The sequence below is a fragment of the Pseudomonas sp. Pseusp49 genome, from assembly GCF_059491875.1.
In genome coordinates, this window is the sequence record NZ_CP168514.1 from 4,792,992 (window position 1) to 4,812,900 (window position 19,909).

General features: G+C 62.7%; 17 protein-coding genes. 12 read left to right on the top strand and 5 right to left on the bottom strand.

What is annotated here, in order from left to right:
- Positions 1-2: 2 nt before the first annotated feature.
- The 5 genes from paaC (at position 3) to ACEN83_RS21415 (ending at position 5,517) form a co-directional block, all read left to right on the top strand.
- Positions 3-764, top strand: coding sequence for a 1,2-phenylacetyl-CoA epoxidase subunit PaaC (gene paaC / locus ACEN83_RS21395; RefSeq protein WP_495578345.1), 762 nt, complete (start codon positions 3-5; stop codon positions 762-764).
- Positions 751-1,284, top strand: coding sequence for a 1,2-phenylacetyl-CoA epoxidase subunit PaaD (gene paaD, locus ACEN83_RS21400; RefSeq protein ID WP_495578346.1), 534 nt, complete (start codon positions 751-753; stop codon positions 1,282-1,284). The genes paaC and paaD overlap by 14 nt, the downstream gene beginning before the upstream one ends.
- Positions 1,285-1,318: 34 nt before the next feature.
- Entirely contained in the window at positions 1,319-2,395 is a 1,077-nt protein-coding gene (paaE, locus tag ACEN83_RS21405) for a 1,2-phenylacetyl-CoA epoxidase subunit PaaE (RefSeq protein WP_495578347.1), read from the top strand.
- 162 nt (positions 2,396-2,557) lie between these two features.
- On the top strand, positions 2,558-4,612 hold the full coding sequence (gene paaZ, locus ACEN83_RS21410; RefSeq protein ID WP_495578348.1) for a phenylacetic acid degradation bifunctional protein PaaZ: 2,055 nt from the start codon (positions 2,558-2,560) through the stop codon (positions 4,610-4,612).
- 593 nt (positions 4,613-5,205) lie between these two features.
- Positions 5,206-5,517 (top strand): DUF6124 family protein, encoded by a 312-nt coding sequence (locus tag ACEN83_RS21415; RefSeq protein ID WP_218503901.1) that lies wholly within the window; start codon positions 5,206-5,208, stop codon positions 5,515-5,517.
- A 103-nt stretch (positions 5,518-5,620) separates the two neighbouring features.
- Here the strand turns inward: ACEN83_RS21415 and ACEN83_RS21420 are convergent, their stop codons facing one another.
- Genes ACEN83_RS21420 through ACEN83_RS21430 form a run of 3 tightly spaced genes read right to left on the bottom strand, consistent with a single transcriptional unit; the run spans position 5,621 to position 9,090 of the window.
- A complete protein-coding gene (locus ACEN83_RS21420) occupies positions 5,621-6,529 on the bottom strand; it encodes a helix-turn-helix transcriptional regulator (protein WP_008049805.1) in 909 nt (302 codons plus the stop codon).
- Positions 6,526-7,944 (bottom strand): aminotransferase, encoded by a 1,419-nt coding sequence (locus ACEN83_RS21425; RefSeq protein WP_495578349.1) that lies wholly within the window; start codon positions 7,942-7,944, stop codon positions 6,526-6,528. The genes ACEN83_RS21420 and ACEN83_RS21425 overlap by 4 nt, the downstream gene beginning before the upstream one ends.
- A gap of 39 nt (positions 7,945-7,983) precedes the next feature.
- Positions 7,984-9,090, bottom strand: a complete 1,107-nt coding sequence (locus ACEN83_RS21430; protein ID WP_495578350.1) for a polyamine ABC transporter substrate-binding protein — start codon at positions 9,088-9,090, stop codon at positions 7,984-7,986.
- A 214-nt stretch (positions 9,091-9,304) separates the two neighbouring features.
- On the opposite strand from ACEN83_RS21430, the gene ACEN83_RS21435 reads away from it, so the two are divergent.
- The 5 genes from ACEN83_RS21435 (at position 9,305) to ACEN83_RS21455 (ending at position 15,558) form a co-directional block, all read left to right on the top strand.
- Positions 9,305-10,087 carry an enoyl-CoA hydratase-related protein gene (locus ACEN83_RS21435; protein WP_495578351.1) on the top strand — a complete coding sequence of 261 codons (783 nt, stop codon included), beginning with the start codon at positions 9,305-9,307 and terminating at the stop codon, positions 10,085-10,087.
- Positions 10,084-11,265: an acetyl-CoA C-acyltransferase family protein gene (locus ACEN83_RS21440; protein ID WP_495578352.1), complete on the top strand. Its 1,182-nt coding sequence runs from the start codon at positions 10,084-10,086 to the stop codon at positions 11,263-11,265. Before ACEN83_RS21435 ends, ACEN83_RS21440 begins: the two co-directional genes overlap by 4 nt.
- 236 nt (positions 11,266-11,501) lie before the next feature.
- The gene (locus tag ACEN83_RS21445) at positions 11,502-12,671 is read left to right on the top strand and encodes an aromatic ring-hydroxylating oxygenase subunit alpha (RefSeq protein ID WP_116581518.1); all 1,170 of its coding nucleotides are present in this window, start codon (positions 11,502-11,504) and stop codon (positions 12,669-12,671) included.
- A gap of 151 nt (positions 12,672-12,822) precedes the next feature.
- Positions 12,823-14,484: a choline dehydrogenase gene (locus ACEN83_RS21450; RefSeq protein ID WP_495578353.1), complete on the top strand. Its 1,662-nt coding sequence runs from the start codon at positions 12,823-12,825 to the stop codon at positions 14,482-14,484.
- Between the two features lie 9 nt (positions 14,485-14,493).
- A complete protein-coding gene (locus ACEN83_RS21455; protein WP_495578354.1) occupies positions 14,494-15,558 on the top strand; it encodes a GlxA family transcriptional regulator in 1,065 nt (354 codons plus the stop codon).
- Between the two features lies 1 nt (position 15,559).
- Here ACEN83_RS21455 and ACEN83_RS21460 read toward each other — a convergent pair whose 3' ends face one another.
- Positions 15,560-16,288 (bottom strand): class II aldolase and adducin N-terminal domain-containing protein, encoded by a 729-nt coding sequence (locus ACEN83_RS21460; RefSeq protein ID WP_495578355.1) that lies wholly within the window; start codon positions 16,286-16,288, stop codon positions 15,560-15,562.
- A 374-nt stretch (positions 16,289-16,662) separates the two neighbouring features.
- Between ACEN83_RS21460 and ACEN83_RS21465 the strand changes: the two genes are divergently transcribed.
- Both ACEN83_RS21465 and ACEN83_RS21470 read left to right on the top strand, forming a co-directional pair.
- The gene (locus ACEN83_RS21465; protein ID WP_495578356.1) at positions 16,663-17,784 is read left to right on the top strand and encodes an HlyD family secretion protein; all 1,122 of its coding nucleotides are present in this window, start codon (positions 16,663-16,665) and stop codon (positions 17,782-17,784) included.
- Positions 17,781-19,373, top strand: coding sequence for a DHA2 family efflux MFS transporter permease subunit (locus ACEN83_RS21470; RefSeq protein ID WP_495578357.1), 1,593 nt, complete (start codon positions 17,781-17,783; stop codon positions 19,371-19,373). Before ACEN83_RS21465 ends, ACEN83_RS21470 begins: the two co-directional genes overlap by 4 nt.
- A gap of 22 nt (positions 19,374-19,395) precedes the next feature.
- On the opposite strand, the gene ACEN83_RS21475 is transcribed toward ACEN83_RS21470, so the two are convergent.
- The gene (locus ACEN83_RS21475; protein WP_095968033.1) at positions 19,396-19,836 is read right to left on the bottom strand and encodes a carboxymuconolactone decarboxylase family protein; all 441 of its coding nucleotides are present in this window, start codon (positions 19,834-19,836) and stop codon (positions 19,396-19,398) included.
- Between the last annotated feature and the right edge of the window lie 73 nt (positions 19,837-19,909).

Consider the following 19,909-nt stretch of genomic DNA (forward strand, 5'->3'; position numbering starts at 1 on the left):
CCATGGACAACAAGACTGATCTGATCGAATACCTGCTGCGCCTCGGCGACAGCGCCCTGATCCAGGGCCAGCGCCTGTGCCAGTGGTGCGGCAAGGCCCCGGCACTGGAAGAAGAGCTGGCGCTGATGAACGTCGGCCTCGACCTGGTGGGCCAGGCGCGCAACTGGCTGGAATACGCTGCCGAACTGCTGGACGACGGCCGCGACGCCGATCACCTGGCGTTTCGCCGCGACGAGCGCGCTTACCGCAACCTGCTGCTGGTGGAACAACCCAACGGCGACTTCGCGGTGACCATGCTCAAGCAGTTCCTCTACGACGCCTGGCATTTGCCGGTGCTGCAGGGCCTGAGCCAGTCCAGCGACGAACGCATCGCCGGGATCGCCGCCAAGGCGGTAAAGGAAGTGACCTATCACCTGCGCCGCTCCGGCGAGTGGATCGAACGTCTGGGCGACGGCACCGAGGAAAGCCACAAGCGCATGCTCGCGGCCATCCCTGAAGTCTGGCGCTTCACCGTCGAACTGATCGCCGCCGACGACAGCGAACAGCGCCTGTGCGAAGCCGGCATCACCCCGGACATCGCCAGCGTGGCCGCCCAGTGGCAGGCCAAGGTCGAGCAGATCTTCGCCAGCGCCACCCTGCCCGTGCCCGCCGCGCCGAGCTATTTCTACCTGAATGCCCGCAAGGGCCTGCACAGCGAACACCTGGGCATCCTGCTGGCCGAGATGCAATGCCTGCCACGAGCGTACCCCGATGCAACCTGGTGAGCTGATCGCCAGCGACCTCGGTGCCCGGCCGGCGGGGCCGACCGACCTGGCCGCCGCATGGGCGATTCTGGCTGAGGTCATGGACCCGGAAGTGCCGGTGGTCAGCGTGGTTGACCTGGGCATCGTCCGCGACCTGGACTGGCAGGCCGGCCACCTTCACGTGGTGGTCACGCCGACCTACTCCGGCTGCCCGGCCACCGAAGTGATCGAGAGCGATATCCGCGAAGCCCTGGAACTCGCCGGGTTCAAGGCGCCGCAATTGGAGCGCAAGTTGACCCCGGCCTGGACCACCGACTGGATCAGCGACAGCGGCCGTGAACGCCTGCGCGCCTACGGCATTGCGCCGCCGGAGGGCAGCACCAGCAAGCGCAGCCTGCTCGGTGAAAGCCCGCAGGTTGTGTGCCCGCAATGCGGCAGCGCCCACACCGAGGTCCTCAGCGAGTTCGGCTCCACCGCCTGCAAGGCGCTGTACCGCTGCGTCGATTGCCGAGAACCGTTCGACTATTTCAAGTGCATCTGAGCGGCGAATCGGCCGTCCCAGCTGGAGAACAACAATGAGCAAATTTCACAGCCTGACCATCAAGGACGTGCGCGCCGAGACCCGTGACGCGGTGTCCATCGCCTTCGAGATTCCGCAGCACCTGCAAGACAGCTTCCACTTCACCCAGGGCCAGCACCTGGTGATGCGCACCCAACTGGACGGCGAAGAAGTACGCCGCTCCTATTCGATCTGCACCGGGGTCAACGACGGTGAATTGCGTATTGCGGTCAAGCGTGTGGCCGGTGGACGCTTTTCGGCGTTTGCCAACGAACAGCTCAAGGCCGGGCACATCCTGGAAGTGATGCCGCCGGCCGGGCATTTCTGCGTCGAGCTCGACCCGGCTCGCCACGGCAACTACCTGGCCGTAGCCGCGGGCAGCGGGATCACGCCAATCCTGTCGATCATCAAGACCACCCTGGAAACCGAACCCCACAGCCGCGTCACCCTGCTGTACGGCAACCGCTCCAGCTCCGGCGCGCTGTTTCGTGAGCAGCTGGAAGACCTGAAGAACCGCTACCTGCAACGCCTGAACCTGATCTTCGTGTTCAGCCGCGAGCAGCAGGACGTCGACCTGTACAACGGCCGGATCAACGCCGAGAAGTGCGAGCAGCTGTTCACCCGCTGGCTCGACGTCAAGGCGCTCGATGCGGCGTTTATCTGCGGCCCGCAGGAAATGACCGAGACCGTGCGCGACAGCCTCAAGGCCAAGGGCATGCCACCTGAGCGCATCCATTTCGAACTGTTCGCCGCCGCCGGCAGCGAGCAAAAACGTGCGGCCCGCGAAGCCGCCCGCCAGGTCGATGCGGCGGTCAGCCAGATCACCGTGATCAGCGATGGCCGCGCCCTGGCCTTCGACTTGCCGCGCAACAGCCAGAGCATCCTCGACGCCGGTAACGAGCAAGGTGCGGAACTGCCCTACTCGTGCAAGGCCGGCGTGTGCTCGACCTGCAAGTGCAAGGTCATCGAAGGCGAAGTGGAAATGGACAGCAACCACGCCCTGGAAGACTACGAAGTGGCCGCCGGCTATGTGCTGTCGTGCCAGGCGTTCCCGATCAGCGACAAGGTGGTGCTGGATTTCGATCAGCTTTGATACCCCGTTCTCACTGCTGCCACATCTCCCCTGCGGGAGCGAGCTTGCCCGCGAAGACTGAATGCCAGGCAGCATCAATGTTGAATTTGATGGCCCGATTGCGGGCAAGCCCGCTCCCACAGGGATTTGCAGCAACCCAATATATTGATTCCAGGAGTCAGCATGTCCCAAGCCCCTACCCTGCAAAGCTTCATCGCCGGCCGCTGGATCGGCCAACACGGCGCACAAATCCTGCGCAGCGCCATCGACGGCCATGAGATCTTCCGTACCCATGAAGAGCGCCCGGACTTCGCCGAAGCCATCGAGCACGGCCGTCGCCAGGGCATCAGCGGCTTGATGGCGCTGGACTTCCAGCAACGCGCCCAGCGTCTCAAGGCCCTGGCCCTGTACCTGAGCGAGCGCAAGGAACAGCTCTACGCGATCTCCCACCACAGCGGCGCGACCCGTGCCGACAGTTGGATCGACATCGAGGGCGGCAACAGCACGCTGTTCACCTACGCCAGCCTCGGTTCGCGGGAACTGCCGTCGGGCAACGTCGTCCACGAAGGCCCGGCGCTGCAACTGAGCAAAATGGGCACCTTCGCCGGTACCCACATCCTCGTGCCGCGCGGTGGCGTGGCCGTGCACATCAATGCCTTCAACTTCCCGATCTGGGGCATGCTGGAGAAGTTCGCGCCGAGCTTCCTCGCCGGCATGCCGTGCATCGTCAAACCGGCCAGCGCCACCAGCTACCTGACCGAAGCCGTGGTGCGCCTGATGGATGAGTCCGGCCTGCTTCCGGCGGGCAGCCTGCAACTGATCATCGGTGGCACCGGCGACCTGCTCGACCGCCTGCAGGGCCAGGACGTGGTGACCTTCACCGGTTCCGCCGACACGGCGGCCAAGCTGCGGGTCAACCCGAACCTGATCCGCAACTCGGTACCGTTCACCGCCGAAGCCGACTCGCTGAACTGCGCGATCCTCGCCCCGGACGTGACCCCGGACGACGAAGAGTTCGAGCTGTTCATCAAGGAAGTCGCCCGGGAAATGACCACCAAGGCCGGGCAGAAATGCACCGCCATCCGCCGCGCCATCGTGCCGGCCAAACACATCGACGCCGTCGCTACCCGTCTGCGTGATCGCCTGGCCAAAGTGGTGGTCGGCGACCCGTCGGTGGAAGGCGTGCGCATGGGCGCACTGGCTTCCCACGACCAGCAGAAAGACGTGGCCGAACGCCTGGAAGCCCTGTTGCAGAGCAGCGACATGCTGTTCGGCGCCCGCGACGGTTTTGAACCGCGCGGTGAACATGTCGACAAAGGCGCGTTCTTCGCCCCGACCCTGTTGCAGGCCCGTGACCCGCATGCCGAGGGCGGTGCCCATGACATCGAAGCGTTCGGCCCGGTCAGCACCCTGATGGCCTACGACGATCTCGACGAAGCCCTGGCCCTGGCCGCGCGCGGCAAAGGCAGCCTGGTGGCCAGCCTGGTGACCAAGGATCCGCAGATCGCTGCCAAGGCGATTCCGGTGGCGGCAGCCTGGCACGGGCGCCTGCTGGTGCTGGATCGCCACTGCGCCGGCGAATCCACCGGTCACGGTTCGCCGCTGCCACAACTCAAGCACGGCGGCCCGGGCCGAGCCGGCGGCGGTGAAGAACTCGGCGGCCTGCGCGCGGTGAAACACTACCTGCAACGCGCGGCGGTGCAAGGTTCGCCAACCATGCTGGCAGCGGTCACCGGCGAATACGTGCGCGGCGCCAAGGTCATCGAAACCGACGTGCATCCGTTCCGTCGCCATTTCCAGGACCTGCAAATCGGCGAGTCGCTGCTGACTCACCGCCGCACCGTCACCGAAGCGGACCTGGTGAACTTCGGCTGCCTGTCGGGCGACCACTTCTACATGCACTTCGACGACATCGCGGCCAAGGAATCGCAATTCGGCAAGCGCATCGCCCACGGTTACTTCGTGCTGTCGGCAGCGGCCGGGTTGTTCGTCTCCCCCGGCGTCGGCCCGGTGCTGGCCAACTACGGCCTGGACACCCTGCGCTTCATCAACCCGGTGGGCATCGGCGACACCATCCAGGCGCGCCTGACCTGCAAACGCAAGATCGACCAGGGCAAGAAGAGCCCGCAGGGGATTCCGCAGGGGGTGGTGGCGTGGGATGTGGAGGTCACCAATCAGTTGGGTGAGTTGGTGGCGAGTTATGACATTTTGACCCTGGTGGTCAAGCGCGAAGAGTAAAGGTCAAGCGCAAAAGATCGCAGCCTGCGGCAGCTCCTACAGGGATCGGGTACATCCGGGTGTACGCCACCCTTGTAGGAGCTGCCGCAGGCTGCGATCTTTTGACTTTTGATGCGTGTCTCCCTGACGTACCACCGGCCTCTTCACTTCACCTCTCGATGGTTGATGAGATCAATTTGCGCATGACTGCGGCTGCGGCAAATTGGGTTTGCGGGCCTTTATTCGCGGCGCTTTTATGGGCAAGTTACTGCTTGTTTAAAAGGCCGCGAGGTTACTTCCCGAAAGCCACAGCGCCTTGCGTCGTTGCCTACAGTTACCCCAGAATCCGCCGGCTTGTGCGCCTTGGGGCCGCTCGGTAACTTGATTCGCGTCACTGATTGTCAGTGATCGGGTTTAGTCGCCCGGGCAAGGTTAAAGCGGTCGCATGAGTATCATCAGTCAGGTATCAGCCTGCGCTCGATGGTGGCTGTGCGCTTGGCGTCTTCGGACGCGCCGGTTTTTGCTTTCCTTGCCGGTCGACTAACTTGCGCACAGCCGCCACCCCTACGTTTAGTCGCGAAATGGTGCGGCCCTACTATTAAAGGGAAGCATTTATGATCAAACCCACACCGAATCCGCCGAACAACTATTCGGAAACACCTTCCGAGCGCATCCCCTCATTCGCCGACATACAGACCACTCCACGCAAACTGTGCACGATGTTTTTCGTTAACCCTGAACTCGATACCGAAAGCCTTCTGGCTCATGCCTGCGAGTCACTGGCTTCGGCCAATGTCATGACCATGGATCTGGCGGACCGGACGGAGGGGTCGAGTCGCAATACGCTGCTGGGTATTGCGCAAGTCATCATGCTGGGGGAGTTGGCGGTCAATCGGGCTCTGGACCGGGTCGATCCGTCTGAGTAGAAGATCAAAAGATCGCAGCCTGCGGCAGCTCCTACAGGGATTGGGTGCATCCGGGTGTACGCCACCCCTGTAGGAGCTGCCGCAGGCTGCGATCTTTTGCTTGTCAGTGCTTGCGCAACCACTCGATAAACAGCGCAAACAACTCCGACTGCGAACCCACCTCCAGCTTCAGGTACAGGTTCTTGCGGTGCATGCGCACGGTTTCTGGCGAGATGTTCATCTGGCTGGCCGTGGACTTCACCGAGTGCCCGCGCAATACCATGTGCGCCACTTCCCGCTCGCGTTCGGTGAGCAATTCACAACCGAAATTTTCGAACGCCGCCTGCACGCGATGCTTGAGATCATCGCGCAGGCCTTGCTCGTCATCACGCTCGATCCCGGCACTGCGCAGCAGTCCACGCTGGCTGAATTCGCTGATGAATTCACGCACCAGCGGTTCGACGGCGCGCAGCAGGTTCAACTGTTCGTCGCTCAGGCATTCACCGCCGAAACCCTGATAGAGGCTGACGGAAATCTTCGTGTCATTGCCGGTATCGACGATGTAGTAGCTGTCTTCCGAACAGCCCGCCTTCAGGTAATAGGATTTGTAGTAGTCACTGTCGAAGAAGTTGTCCGGGGCGATTTCCTCCAGGTGATAGAAGCCTTGCGCCAACCCCTGCTCCACCGCCAGGCAGAACGGGTCGAGCAAATAGCCCCCGGAAAAATAGCGCTCAAGAATCGAGACCTGATACTCCTGGGCAATCCCGCGCTGATGCAGCAGCTGTGGCGCGCGGTCCTTGCGCTCCAGGCTGATCATCATCGACTCGACGGACACCAGCTGCGCCAACGCTGACGCCAGGTACTGCAGGGCGTCAGGCTCATCGACATGGGCGAATGCCTCGCGCATTCCCCCATGCCATTTGTGCAACGCCCCGAAGGGCATCGCGATCAGCGTATCGTCGTCTGGTTTGCTCATGCCCCGCAGTCTAGCGGGTGCGCAGGCCCTTGGTAAAAGCCTGTTTAGCGAGTTCATTGGCCGCCATACTGACCGCTGGCCTGAAGCTCAGCGGCCACTTCGACAATGCAGTCGCGCAAGGTCTCGACGATTTCATCGACCTGGGCAAACGTCAGGATCAACGGTGGCGACATCACGTTGAGGTGCATGATCGGCCGCACCAGCAAGCCCCGGGCCTGGGCCCGCACGTGGATCTTCTCGCCGATGTTGATCTCGTCGGGGAACAGCGCCTTGGTGCGTTTATCCGCCACGAACTCCACGCAGGCCATGAGTTTCTGGCAGCGCACATCCCCCACCAGCGGCAAGTCGCGCAAGGTTGCCAGGCGTTCTTCCAGATAAGCCCCCACCGTGTCGACATGGGCCAGCAGGTTTTCCCGCTCGATGATTTCGATGTTCTTCAGCGCCGCCGTGCAGCACACCGGGTGGCCGCTGTAGGTGAAGCCGTGGGTGAAGCAGCGGCCCTTGCCCGGCTCGGCGATGACTTTCCAGATGCGCTCGGAAAAAATGCACGCGCCCAGCGGCAGGTAGGCCGAGGTCAGGCCCTTGGCGGTGGTGATGATGTCGGGCTGCACGTCGAACACATCCCGGGAAGCGAAGAACTTGCCGAGGCGCCCGAACGAGGTCACCACTTCGTCGGCGACGAACAGGATGTCGTAGCGCTGGCAGACGTCCCACATGCGCTTGAGGTAGCCCCGGGGCGGAATGATCACTCCGCCCGAGCCCATGATCGGCTCGGCAAAGAAAGCGGCGACCTTGTCCGCGCCGATGGCCAGGATCTTGTCTTCGAACTCCTTGACCAGGAAGTCGAGGAACTGCGCCTCGTCCATGCCGTCCGGCGCGCGGTACGGGTTGGGGTTGGAGACGTGGTGGATCAGCGGGTTGGCGTAATCGAACTCCGGCACCCGGTCGGCAGCCTTGTTGCCGATCGACATGGTCAGGGTGGTGGAGCCGTGATAGGCGTTGAACCGGGCGATGACGTGTTTCTTTTCCGGCTTGCCACGGCAGTTCTGGTAGTACTGGATCAGCCGGTAAGCAGTGTCCACCGCGGTGGAGCCGCCGGTGGTCAGGAACACATGGTCGAGATCGCCGGGAGCCAGGCTGGCGAGTTTTTCGCACAGCTGGATGGCGACGTTGTTCGACATGTCGGAAAACGGGTTCGAATAGGCCAGCTGGCGCACCTGGTCGGCGATGGCCTCGGCCATTTCCTCGCGGCCCAGGCCGATGTTGGTGCACCACATGCCGCCCACCGCATCGAGAAAGCGGTTGCCCTGGGTGTCGTAGATGTAGGCGCCATCGCCGGCAACGATGTTCAACGAGCCTTGTTCGGCATGTTCGTCGAACATGTGGTAGCCGTGCATGTGATGGGCCTTGTCGGCCTTGACCAGCCGGGACTCGTCCGCTGGGGAAAAAACGCTGCGTGTTGGCGTCGCCATAAATAAACCTCTAACCGAAATGACTCACGATCGAACAAATCAGATGCCGCTTTTCACGGTGCTCCAGACCCGGGTAATCGCCCGCATGTCCTTGGCGTCCTGGGTCTTCTGCGGGAACAGGCGCTTGCGGGTCTGTGCATCGGGGTAGATCGCCGGGTTGTCGCGCACTTCGGCGTTCAACAGGGGCGTGGCCGCTGCGTTACTGTTGGCGTAATTGATGTAGTCACTCACATCCGCCATCACCTGCGGCTGCATCAGGTATTCCAGGAATTTGTGCGCATTGGCGACGTGCGTTGCATCGGCCGGGATGTACAGGTTGTCGAACCAGATCAGCGAGCCTTCCTTGGGGATGAAGTACGCCAGGTTGATCTGCTTCTTGGCTTCTGCAGCGCGGGCCATGGCCGTGGCGTAGTCGCCGGACCAGGTCATGGCCATGCACACATCGCCGTTGGGCAGGCTGGTCAGGTAGTTGACCGAGTCGAATTTGCGGATGTAGGGCCGCACCGACAACAGCAAGTCCTGGGCGGCTTTCAGATCCTCCGGCGCGGCGCTTCTCGGATCGCGTCCCAGGTACGTCAAGGCCATGGGGATGACTTCGGTCGGCGCATCGAGCAGGGTCACGCCACAGTCGGCGAAGCGCGAGACGATCTTCGGATCGAAGATCATCGCCAGCGAACCGATCGGCGCGTCCGGCATGCGCTCCTTGATCTTGTCGACGTTGTAAGTCACGCCGTTGCTGCCCCAGGTGTAGGGCGCCGAGTACTGGGTGCCGGGGTCATAGCCCTGCAGATCCTCGAGAACTTGCGGGTCGAGGTTGGTCCAGCCCGGCAGCTGTTTTTTGTCCAGCGGCTGGAACACCTTGGCCTTGATCAGGGGTGGCGCGAGCGAGGCGTTCAACACGATCAGGTCATAACCGGAATGGCCGGTGAGCAACTTGGCCTGCACCGTTTCATAAGAGTCGAAGGTGTCGTAGACCACCTTGATACCGGTGGCCTTTTCGAAGTCGGCGATGGTTTTTTCACCGATGTAATCCGCCCAGTTATAGAGCCGCAGCGTATTGCTCTCGTCCACTTGTGCGGCGTAGGCATGAAAGGTCAGCGGTACAACAAACAGACTGGAAATCACCTTAAGCAGTGTCTTGCCCATAGCAAATGCACCTTATAGCGAGTTCGGCTCTGGATGAGCGGGTGCCTCCACTATTGGTCGATTGGCCGGGCGGAACCATACCCCGAATGGGTGTGTGTCGTTTTTGGCACACCGGCATGGCAAAAAGCGGCAGCGCAGTTGACCCGTTTTGCCATAGATCGGGATTTGTCCGGCGCTTAAAGTGGCAGCCTGAACCGACCCTGCGGAGCCTGCGATGACAGATTTGATCAAACACGAGCAACGCGACGGCGTGTTGACGCTGACCATCGACCGCCCGGACAAGCTCAACGCGCTGAACAACGCCATGTACACGCAACTGGCCGACCTGTTGCTGGCCGCCGACGAAGACCCGCAGACCGGCGTGATCATCCTTACCGGCGGCCCGGCCTGCTTCACCAGTGGCAATGACCTGGTGGATTTCCTCCAGCATCCGCCGACGCATCTGGACGCCCCGGCGTTCTACTTGATGAAGGTCGTCACGCGCCTGCAAAAGCCGCTGATCGCGGCAGTCTGCGGGGCGGCCATCGGCATTGGTACTACGTTGCTGCTGCATTGCGATCAGGTGCTGGTCACCCGCAACGCCAAGCTGCGCATGCCGTTCGTCAACATCGGTCTGTGCCCCGAGTTCGGTGCCAGCCTGTTGCTGCCCCGTCGACTCGGCCACGCCCGCGCCGCGAGCCTGCTCCTGCTGGGCAACGGCCTGGACGGCAACGACGCGGTGAACTGGGGCATCGCCAACGAAGCCTTCGACGATGGCGAGCAATGCCTGGCAGCGGCCAGAAAAATCGCCCAGCGCTTTTTGGCCCTGCCCCAGGAGGCCTTGCGCCAGTCCCGGCAGTTGATGAAGCAGGCGACGTTGCCGGAACTGGAAGCCACCCTGCGCGAAGAAAACACGCTGTTCATCCAGCGCCTGAATACCGACGAGGCGAAAACCGCCTTGAACGCCCTGCTCAATCGCAGTACAGACAAGAATCCACCGAAAGGAAACCAGCCATGAACACTCCGGAAATCTACGTCGTCAGCGCCGCCCGTACCGCCATCGGTACCTTCGGCGGTTCGCTCAAGGACGTGCCCCTGGCCGACCTCGCGACCACGGCCGTTAAAGCAGCCCTGGAGCGAGCCGCCGTGGACCCGGCGCTCGTTGGCCATCTGGTGATGGGCAACGTGATCCCGACCGAAACCCGCGACGCCTACATCTCCCGCGTCGCCGCGATGAACGCCGGCATCCCGAAGGAAACCCCGGCCTACAACGTCAACCGCCTGTGCGGTTCCGGCCTGCAAGCGATCATCAACGCCGCCCAGACCCTGATGCTCGGCGATGCCGACATCGTCGTCGGCGCCGGTGCCGAATCCATGAGCCGTGGCCCGTACCTGATGCCGTCCGCCCGTTGGGGTTCGCGCATGGGCAACGCCCAGGTCATCGACTACATGCTCGGCATCCTGCATGACCCCTTCCATGGCATCCACATGGGCATCACCGCCGAAAACGTCGCCGCGCGCAACGGCATCACCCGCGAAATGCAGGACGCCCTGGCCCTGGAAGACCAGAAACGCGCGGCACACGCGATTGCCAACGGCTTCTTCAGCGAGCAGATCGCGACCGTGGAAATCCAGGATCGCAAAGGCGTCAAACTGTTCAGCGTCGACGAACACCCGCGCGCCACGTCCCTGGAACAACTGGCAGCCATGAAGCCGGCGTTCAAGAAGGACGGTTCGGTCACCGCCGGCAACGCCTCGGGCCTGAACGACGGCGCCGCCGCACTGGTCATGGCCAGCGGCAACGCGGTCCAGGCCAACAACCTGAAGCCACTGGCCCGCCTGGTCAGCTACGCCCACGCCGGCGTCGAACCGGAATTCATGGGCCTGGGCCCGATCCCGGCCACCCGCCTGGCACTCAAACGCGCCGGCCTGACCGTCGCCGACCTCGACGTGATCGAAGCCAACATCGCCTTCGCCGCCCAGGCCTGCGCCGTCAGCCAGGAACTGGACCTCGACCCGGCCAAGGTCAACCCGAACGGTTCGGGCATCGCCCTGGGCCACCCGGTGGGCGCGACCGGCGCGATCATCGCCACCAAGGCCATCCACGAACTGCACCGCACCGGCGGCCGTTACGCGCTGGTGACCATGTGCATCGGCGGCGGCCAGGGGATTGCGGCGATTTTCGAACGCACCTAAGCAACCCACGCCCTTCACACGCCCTCCTGTAGGAGCTGCCGCAGGCTGCGATCTTTTGACTTTGATTGTTCAAGATCAAAAGATCGCAGCCTGCGGCAGCTCCTACAGGGGGTGTACTTGATGTTTTCTCCGCGCAACTGGTCGCAATCGATCAATACCGCCCCCGCCCCGCACCCTAGATTACCCCTCAGAACACGAAGCCGTACCGCGCGGCCAGTCACTGAGGAGATCGCCCCATGCACAGTTTCCAGAACCGTAAGCAGCAGAGCCCGATCGACGGCTGGGACCATCAGGACCCGGAAGAAGCCTTCACCCTGCCCTCGCGTTACTTCTATGACGAAACACTGTTCAAGGCCGAGCGCGACAACATTTTCATGCACGCCTGGCACGTGGCCGGGCACGTCAGTGAGTTCGCCGAGCCGGGACAGTACGTGGTCACGGATCTGTTCGACCAGAGCGTAGTGGTGGCGAAAAACCGTCAGGGCCAGATCCACGCCTTCCATAACGTTTGCCAGCATCGCGGCAATCGCCTGCTCGAAGAACGGCGCGGCACCACCGGTGGCGTGGTGCGTTGCGCCTATCACTCGTGGTGCTACGAAATGGACGGCAGCCTGCGCAGCGCACCCCGCTGCGAGAAGATGAAGAACTTCGAGTTGCAGCAGTTCAACATCCCGCAGATCCGCACCGAAGAATTGGGCGGCTTCATTTACTTCAACCTCGACCCGGCTGCGCCGTCCCTGCGAGATTTGTTCCCCGGGGCGGACGAGGAAATGCGCCGGGTGTTTCCGGACCTGGCCGACATGCGCCTGATCGAAGAGCAAGACGTGATCGTACCGGCCAACTGGAAAGTGATCATGGATAACTCCATCGAGGGTTATCACTTCAAACTGTCGGGGCCTTGCCACATCGACCTGGCCCGGCTGATTGACTTCAAGGGCTACCAATTGAGCAAACGCGACAACTGGTGGACCTACATCGCCCCGGCCAACCTCTCAGTGACCGAAGCCTACGGCGTGCCGCTGCGCAAGGATCTCAACCCGGACGAGTGCTTCTTCAACATCGGCATGTGGCCGAACAATACCTTCTACACCTTCCCGTTCTCGGAGTTCCTGGGCTCATTCATCATGATTCCGCTGGACGCCGAGCGCTCGCTGCTGCGCTTCGGTTACTACTCCAGCAATGCCGAGACTGCGGCGGTGAGTACGTCGTGCATGAAGTGGATGAACGAGGATCTGGGGCCGGAGGACATCGCCCTGAACATCTCAGTGCAGAAGGGCCTGCATTCGCTCGGTTACGACCAGGGCCGCTACATGATCGATGCCCAGCGCAGCAATGAAAGCGAGCATCTGGTGCATCACTTCCATCGGTTGGTATTCAACGGGATTCATGGGTCGACCGCGAATTGACCGGACGAATGCCGTCCCTGTGGGAGCGAGCTTGCTCGCGAAAGCGGAGTGTCAGTCGACATTTTCATTGCCTGATACTCCGCATTCGCGAGCAAGCCCGCTCCCACAGGGTTATGTGTCCTGACCTTTCATTTAGGGAGCACCCTAAACCATGTCCGATCATGAATTTGATTACCTGATAGTGGGCGCAGGGTCCGCTGGCTGCGTGTTGGCCAATCGTCTGGGCGAAGACCTGAGGGTGCGGATTCTGCTGCTGGAGGCCGGCCCGGCGGACCAGAGCTGGACGATCGACATGCCGTCCGCCGTAGGCCTGGTGGTTGGCGGCACGCGCTACAACTGGAGCTACAGCTCCGAACCGGAGCCGTATCTGGACGGTCGCCGGATCGGCACACCGCGAGGCCGCACGCTGGGCGGTTCGTCGTCGATCAATGGCATGGTCTACATCCGTGGCCATGCCCGGGACTACGACGGCTGGGCCGAACAGGGCTGCGACGGCTGGCGTTATCAGGATGTGCTGCCGTATTTCAAGCGTGCGCAAACCCATGCAGATGGCGCGGACGATTACCGCGGCGCGGCAGGCCATCTGCACGTCACCCCGGGCGATACAACGACGCCGTTGTGCGCGGCGTTTCTGGCGGCCGGTGCCGAAGCCGGGTATGGCCTGAGCGATGATCTGAACGGGTATCGTCAGGAAGCCTTTGGCCCTGTGGACCGCACCACCCGCGACGGACGACGCTGGAGCACTGCCCGTGGCTATCTGCGTGAAGCATTGGCCCGCGGCAATGTGCAGGTGCGCACTGATGCCCTGGCTTTGCGCGTTCTGTTCGACGGCAAACGCGCCGTTGGCATTGAGTACGAACACAACGGCGAGATCCGCCAGGCCTTTGCCCGGCGCGAAGTATTACTGACCGCCGGGGCGATCAACTCGCCGCAACTGTTGCTGCTATCTGGAGTCGGCCCGGCGGCGGAGCTGCGGGATCTGGGGATCACGGTCAAGCATGATTTACCCGGTGTTGGCCGCCGCCTCAACGATCACCCGGACACCGTGGTGCAATACCGCTGCAAGCAGCCGGTGTCGCTCTACCCGTGGACCACCGCGCCGGGCAAGTGGTGGATCGGCGCACGCTGGTTCGCCACTCACGACGGCCTGGCGGCGAGCAACCACTTTGAAGCCGGGGCGTTCATCCGCTCCCGGGCCGGGATTGAACATCCCGATCTGCAACTGACCTTCATGCCCTTGGCGGTCAAACCCGGCAGCGTCGATCTGGTGCCGGGCCATGCGTTCCAGATCCATATCGACCTGATGCGCCCCTCCAGCCTGGGTAGCGTCACACTCAACAGCGCCGACCCCAGGCAACCGCCGCGCATCCTGTTCAATTACCTGAAAACCGAGCAGGATCGAGCCGACATGCGTGCCGGTGCGCGGCTGGTGCGCGAGATCATCGCACAACCGGCCATGGCCGCTTTCCGGGGCGAAGAACTGGTGCCCGGCCCGCAAGCGCAAAGTGATGCAGCACTGGACGCCTGGGCCAGGCAGGTCACGGAAACCGGCTACCATGCCAGCGGCACCTGCAAGATGGGCCCGGCGGGCGATGCCGAAGCAGTGGTCGATGCGCAATTGCGGGTGCATGGCCTCGACGGATTACGGGTGGTGGACGCCTCGATCATGCCGGTGATCGTCAGTGGCAACACCAATGCACCGACGGTGATGATCGCGGAAAAGGCCAGCGACCTGATTCGCGGCTTGCCGCCACTGCCGGCCGTCGACGCCCCGGTGTGGATTCACCCACAATGGCAAACGCAGCAACGATAGAGATCACTCATGAGTAATCAGTCGTCCATCAGCACCGATGCACGTTTCACCTGGCGGCGCGGCGAGGTCGCGCCACTGCGGGTCGCGGTGCTGATGCTGCCGTCGTTTTCCAACTTCGGTCTGGCGGCCGTGCTGGAGCCGCTGGCCATTGCCAACTGGCTGACTCAACGGCCCTTGTTCGAGTGGTCGCTGCTGTCCCTGGACGGCCAGCCGGTACAGGCCAGCAATGGCCTGACCACGGTCGCCAATGACGGTTTGAAGGCCGATCAGGGTTTCGATGTGTGCGTGGTGCTCGCCAGTTTCGATGTGCACAAACACAGCCGCAACCTCGCGCTCAAAAGCTGGTTGCGCAAGCAGGCGCTGTTCGGCGCGGTGTTGATGGGCGTGGAAACCGGTACCGAACTGCTCGCCGCCGCCGGGGTGCTCGACGGCTACGAAGCCGCCGTGCACTGGGACAATCTGCAAGGGTTTCAGGAGAGCTATCCACGGGTCCATGCCCGGCCACAGCTCTACACTCTGGAACGCCAGCGCATGACCTGCGCCGGCGCCACCACGACCCTGGACATGCTGCTGGGCTGGATCGGCCAGAGCCTCGACAGCGAACTGGCGCGGGAAATCGGCATGCACCTGTTGATGGGCCAGGTACGCGCACCGGCCGACAATCAACTGGACGGCGGCCTGACCAACACCGGGCTGTACGGCGGCAAGATTCGCCGTGCCATCGGGTTGATGGAACAGGCGCTGGAAGAACCGCTGGATTGCGAAGCGATTGCCGTTCAGGTCGGCCTGTCACGGCGACAACTGGAGCGCCAATTCAAGCATCAGACCGGCCTGTCGCCGCTCAAGTACTACATCACCCTGCGCCTGGCCAAGGCCCACAGCCTGCTGCAACAGACGCGCCTGAGCGTCGCGCAAGTGGCGGCCTGTTCCGGGTTCGGTTCACTGGAGCATTTCTCCCGCACCTATCGCGCCCGCTTCGGCTGCCCGCCCAGCGAAGACCGCAGCCAGGTCTGGACCGCCCCGGTGATGCGCCAGCCGTTGCGCAAGGAACACCGACCGCTCGAGGCAGACTGACTCACAGGCGATAACCCGGTTCTTCCTCATCGAGAATGCCCATCAACGCATTGAAATGCTTGTCGGCAAAGCCCGGATAGTCGAGCCATTGCCGGCAGGTCTTGCGGGCGATTTCGTCGCTGGCGATGCGCAGTTCACGGCCGGTCGAAAGCGAGGTGATGTAGGTCTCGCAGGCACGCTCGAAGTAATACAGATCGTCAAACGCCTGGGCAATGCTCGGCGCCGCCACCAGCACGCCATGGTTGCCCATCAGCAGAATCGGCTTATCCCCCAGCAGACGGCTGACCCGCTCCGCCTCGTCTCCCAGGCCCATGCCGTCGAAGCCTTCGTCGATCACCACCCGCTCGAAAAAACGCATGCAGTTCTGCTCGATCGGCGGCAACCGTGAATCCGCCAGACAGGCCAGGGCCGTCGCGTATTTCGAGTGGGTATGCAGGATGCATCGGGCGTGGGGCTGATTGCGGTGCAAGGCACTGTGCAAGGCCCAAGCGGTGATGTCCGGCGCGTCCGGGCGGTCGAGGCTGGCGGGGTCGTCGGCGTTGACCAGCAGCAGGTCGCTGGCCTTGATCCGCGAGAAGTGCCTGCCGTAAGGGTTGATCAAAAACTCCCGGCCGTCCCCGGACACCGCGACGCTGAAGTGATTGGCGATGGATTCGTGCAGGTTCAACCGCGCCGCCCAGCGGAACGCACAGGCCAGTCGGATTCGCAATTGTTCGACAGATAGATTCATCCCCGGCTCCCGGATTCTGATCGTTTGCCTGGCAGTGTAGAGCGACGCCTTGCACGTACTTGACGGGAAACGACACGGATTGCCGTTATCCGCCAGCTGCAACCGGGAAGGCAAGGATGGGTTGGTGGCGGCGCCGGGATCCTCTGTGGGAGCGGGCTTGCTCGCGAAGAGGGAGTGTCAGGCCGCGACGATGTTGGCTGACACACCGCATTCGCGAGCAAGCCCGCTCCCACAGGGGTTCTCCAGCGCACACAGAAGCTCATCTTCCCGGAAAACTACCTGACGACCGGCAGCAAAAACCACTTGCCACAAAATATTACACACGTCATATTACAGCCATCATAATTAACCAGCGCTCCAACAGGTAATCCTCCATGACCAGCATGTCCACCGTTGAACCCGACCTGGCTGCCCCGGTGACTGCCGCCAAACCTCCCCTGCTCAAACGCCTGCTGCTGCCAACAGTGGGCATCGCAGCGTTGGTATTGGCCGGTGTATATGGCGCGCATTGGTGGACGGCTGGGCGTTTCATCGAAGAAACCGACGACGCCTACATCGGCGGTGACGTAACGGTGATCGGGCCAAAGGTGGCGGGTTATATCGACGAAGTGCTGGTGACTGACAACCAGAAGGTCAAGGCCGGCGATGTGCTGATCCGTCTCGATTCGCGCGACTACCGCGCCAATCTGGCCAAGGCCGAAGGCGCAGTGGCCGCCCAGGAAGCCTTGCTGGCCAACCTCGACGCCACCGAACAACTGCAACAGGCGGTCATCGGCCAGGCCCGCGCCGGCATCGACGCCGCCGGTGCCGAAACCGCCCGTTCGCGGGATGACGATGCCCGCTACAAAAAACTGGTGATCACCAACGCCGTCTCGGTGGAAAGCGCCCAGCGAGCCAACACCACGTTCAAGACCGCCCAGGCGCAAAGCAACCGCGCCCAGGCGGAATTGCTGGCCGCGCAACGCCAGTTGAATGTGATCGACACCCAGAAACAACAGGCCCGTGCCGCCTTGATCCAGGCCAGGGCCGAGCGTGATCTGGCGCAATTGAATGTCGGCTACACCGAACTGAAGGCACCGGTTGACGGCGTGATCGGCAACCGTCGGGCACGGGTCGGCGCCTATGCCCAGGCCGGCTCGCAATTGCTCTCGGTGGTACCGGCCAGCGGCCTGTGGGTCGACGCCAACTTCAAGGAAGACCAACTGGCGCACATGGTGCCGGGGCAACGGGTGGTGATCCGTGCCGACGTGCTGTCGGGGCAGGAGTTCCACGGTCACCTGGACAGCCTCGCCCCCGCCAGCGGTTCGCAATTCAGCGTATTGCCACCGGAAAACGCCACCGGCAACTTCACCAAGATCGTGCAGCGGGTACCGGTGCGGATTCACCTCGACCCGGCCGACAGTGTGCTCGGCCACCTGCGTCCGGGGTTGTCGGTGACCGCTGAAGTGGACACGCGCAAGGTGCCTGATGCGCCCGCCGTGGCCAGCGCGCCATGAACCGCGCCCTCGCCGCCCCGGCGCAACCGTTCAATGCCGCGGACATGGCGACGGCCACCAAGGTCTTCGCCTTTGCCAGCATGTGCATCGGCATGTTCATTGCGCTGCTGGATATCCAGATTGTCTCGGCCTCGTTGCGTGACATCGGCGGCGGACTTTCCGCCGGCACCGACGAAACCGCGTGGGTGCAAACCAGTTACCTGATCGCCGAGATCATCGTGATTCCGCTGTCGGGCTGGTTGTCCCGGGTGTTTTCCACACGCTGGCTGTTCTGCGCATCGGCGGTGGGTTTTACCCTGACCAGCCTGCTGTGCGGCGTGGCCTGGAACATCCAGAGCATGATCGCCTTCCGCGCCCTGCAAGGCTTTCTCGGCGGTTCGATGATCCCGATGGTGTTCACCACGGCCTTCGTGTTCTTCACCGGCAAGCAACGGGTGATCGCCGCCGCGACCATAGGCGCAGTGGCGTCCCTTGCGCCGACACTGGGGCCGGTCATCGGTGGATGGATCACCGACATCTCGTCCTGGCACTGGCTGTTCTACATCAACCTGGTGCCGGGGATTTTCGTCGCGGTGGCCGTGCCGATGCTGGTGAAAATCGACCAGCCGGAACTGTCGCTGCTCAAAGGCGCGGATTACTTGAGCATGGTGTTTCTGGCGCTGTTCCTCGGCTGCCTGGAATATACCCTCGAAGAAGGCCCGCGCTGGAACTGGTTCAGCGACCGCACGATCCTGACCACCGCGTGGATCAGCGGCCTGGCCGGGCTGGCGTTCATCGGCCGGACCCTGCATGTGGCCAATCCGATTGTCGACCTGCGCGCCCTGAAGGATCGCAACTTTGCCCTGGGCTGCTTCTTCTCGTTCGTCACCGGCATCGGCCTGTTCGCCACCATTTACCTGACGCCGCTGTTCCTCGGCCGGGTGCGTGGATACGGTGCGCTGGACATTGGTCTGGCGGTTTTCTCCACCGGGGTGTTCCAGATCATGGCGATTCCGCTGTACGCCTTTCTGGCCAACCGCGTCGACCTGCGCTGGATCATGATGACCGGCCTCGGGCTGTTCGCGTTATCGATGTGGGATTTCAGCCCGATCACCCATGACTGGGGGGCCAGGGAGTTGATGTTGCCGCAAGCCTTTCGCGGGATTGCCCAGCAACTGGCGGTGCCGCCCGCGGTGACGCTGACCCTCGGCGGCCTGGCACCGGCACGGCTCAAACATGCATCGGGGCTGTTCAACCTGATGCGTAACCTGGGCGGGGCTATCGGTATCGCCGCCTGTGCGACCATTCTCAACGACCGCACCAACCTGCATTTCACCCGGCTGGCGGAAAACCTCAACAGCACCAACGAGGCCCTCAACCAATGGCTGTCCCAGGTCGGCAACAACTTCGCCGCCCTCGGCCAGAGCGGTGATGCCGGGGTCACCGCCAGCCTGCATCAGCTATGGTTGCTGACCTACCGCGAAGCCCAGACACAAACCTATGGCGACGCGTTTCTGATGATCGGGGTGTGCTTTGTCATTGCCACGGCGATGGTGCCCCTGATGCGCAAGGTGCAACCACCGGCCGCGCCGAGTGCCGATGCCCATTGAGGCATCGGCGGTTGGTTGAACATCAGGCCTGAGGCGTTTTACGGAAGCCGACTGCCAGGCGGTTCCAGCTGTTGATGGTGCTGATGGCGACGGTCAGGTCGACCATTTCCTTGGGCGTGAACTGTGCGCTGACCACTTCGTAGTCTTCGTCCGGAGCGTGGGTCAGGCTGAGCTGGGTCAGGGATTCGGTCCACAGCAGCGCAGCGCGTTCACGCTCGGTGAAAAACGGCGCCTCGCGCCAGGCCGTCACGGCGAACAGACGACGCGGGGTTTCGCCACCCTTGATCGCATCGGCGGTGTGCATGTCGATGCAGAAGGCACAGCCGTTGATCTGCGAAGCGCGCAGCTTGACCAGTTCAATCAGGTTTTTTTCCAGCGGCAGCTTCGACACTGCGGTTTCCAGGGCGATCATCGCCTTGAGGGCGTCGGGGCTGGCAGTGTAGAAATCGATACGGGGTTGCATGACGTGCTCCAGGGCAAGTGGGTGTGTCGCTACGTTAGTCCCTCGGTTGGTCTGCACAAATAGCCAATATTCC

Excerpts from the sequence above, each read along its gene's own strand:
- ACEN83_RS21460 (WP_495578355.1), bottom strand. The coding sequence starts at position 16,288 with ATGAATCTATCTGTCGAACAATTGCGAATCCGACTGGCCTGTGCGTTC.
- paaZ (WP_495578348.1), top strand. The coding sequence starts at position 2,558 with ATGTCCCAAGCCCCTACCCTGCAAAGCTTCATCGCCGGCCGCTGGATC.
- ACEN83_RS21435 (WP_495578351.1), top strand. The coding sequence starts at position 9,305 with ATGACAGATTTGATCAAACACGAGCAACGCGACGGCGTGTTGACGCTG.
- paaC (WP_495578345.1), top strand. The coding sequence starts at position 3 with ATGGACAACAAGACTGATCTGATCGAATACCTGCTGCGCCTCGGCGAC.
- paaD (WP_495578346.1), top strand. The coding sequence starts at position 751 with ATGCAACCTGGTGAGCTGATCGCCAGCGACCTCGGTGCCCGGCCGGCG.
- paaE (WP_495578347.1), top strand. The coding sequence starts at position 1,319 with ATGAGCAAATTTCACAGCCTGACCATCAAGGACGTGCGCGCCGAGACC.
- ACEN83_RS21470 (WP_495578357.1), top strand. The coding sequence starts at position 17,781 with ATGAACCGCGCCCTCGCCGCCCCGGCGCAACCGTTCAATGCCGCGGAC.
- ACEN83_RS21445 (WP_116581518.1), top strand. The coding sequence starts at position 11,502 with ATGCACAGTTTCCAGAACCGTAAGCAGCAGAGCCCGATCGACGGCTGG.
- ACEN83_RS21430 (WP_495578350.1), bottom strand. The coding sequence starts at position 9,090 with ATGGGCAAGACACTGCTTAAGGTGATTTCCAGTCTGTTTGTTGTACCG.
- ACEN83_RS21475 (WP_095968033.1), bottom strand. The coding sequence starts at position 19,836 with ATGCAACCCCGTATCGATTTCTACACTGCCAGCCCCGACGCCCTCAAG.
- ACEN83_RS21450 (WP_495578353.1), top strand. The coding sequence starts at position 12,823 with ATGTCCGATCATGAATTTGATTACCTGATAGTGGGCGCAGGGTCCGCT.
- ACEN83_RS21415 (WP_218503901.1), top strand. The coding sequence starts at position 5,206 with ATGATCAAACCCACACCGAATCCGCCGAACAACTATTCGGAAACACCT.
- ACEN83_RS21440 (WP_495578352.1), top strand. The coding sequence starts at position 10,084 with ATGAACACTCCGGAAATCTACGTCGTCAGCGCCGCCCGTACCGCCATC.
- ACEN83_RS21425 (WP_495578349.1), bottom strand. The coding sequence starts at position 7,944 with ATGGCGACGCCAACACGCAGCGTTTTTTCCCCAGCGGACGAGTCCCGG.
- ACEN83_RS21455 (WP_495578354.1), top strand. The coding sequence starts at position 14,494 with ATGAGTAATCAGTCGTCCATCAGCACCGATGCACGTTTCACCTGGCGG.
- ACEN83_RS21420 (WP_008049805.1), bottom strand. The coding sequence starts at position 6,529 with ATGAACTCGCTAAACAGGCTTTTACCAAGGGCCTGCGCACCCGCTAGA.
- ACEN83_RS21465 (WP_495578356.1), top strand. The coding sequence starts at position 16,663 with ATGACCAGCATGTCCACCGTTGAACCCGACCTGGCTGCCCCGGTGACT.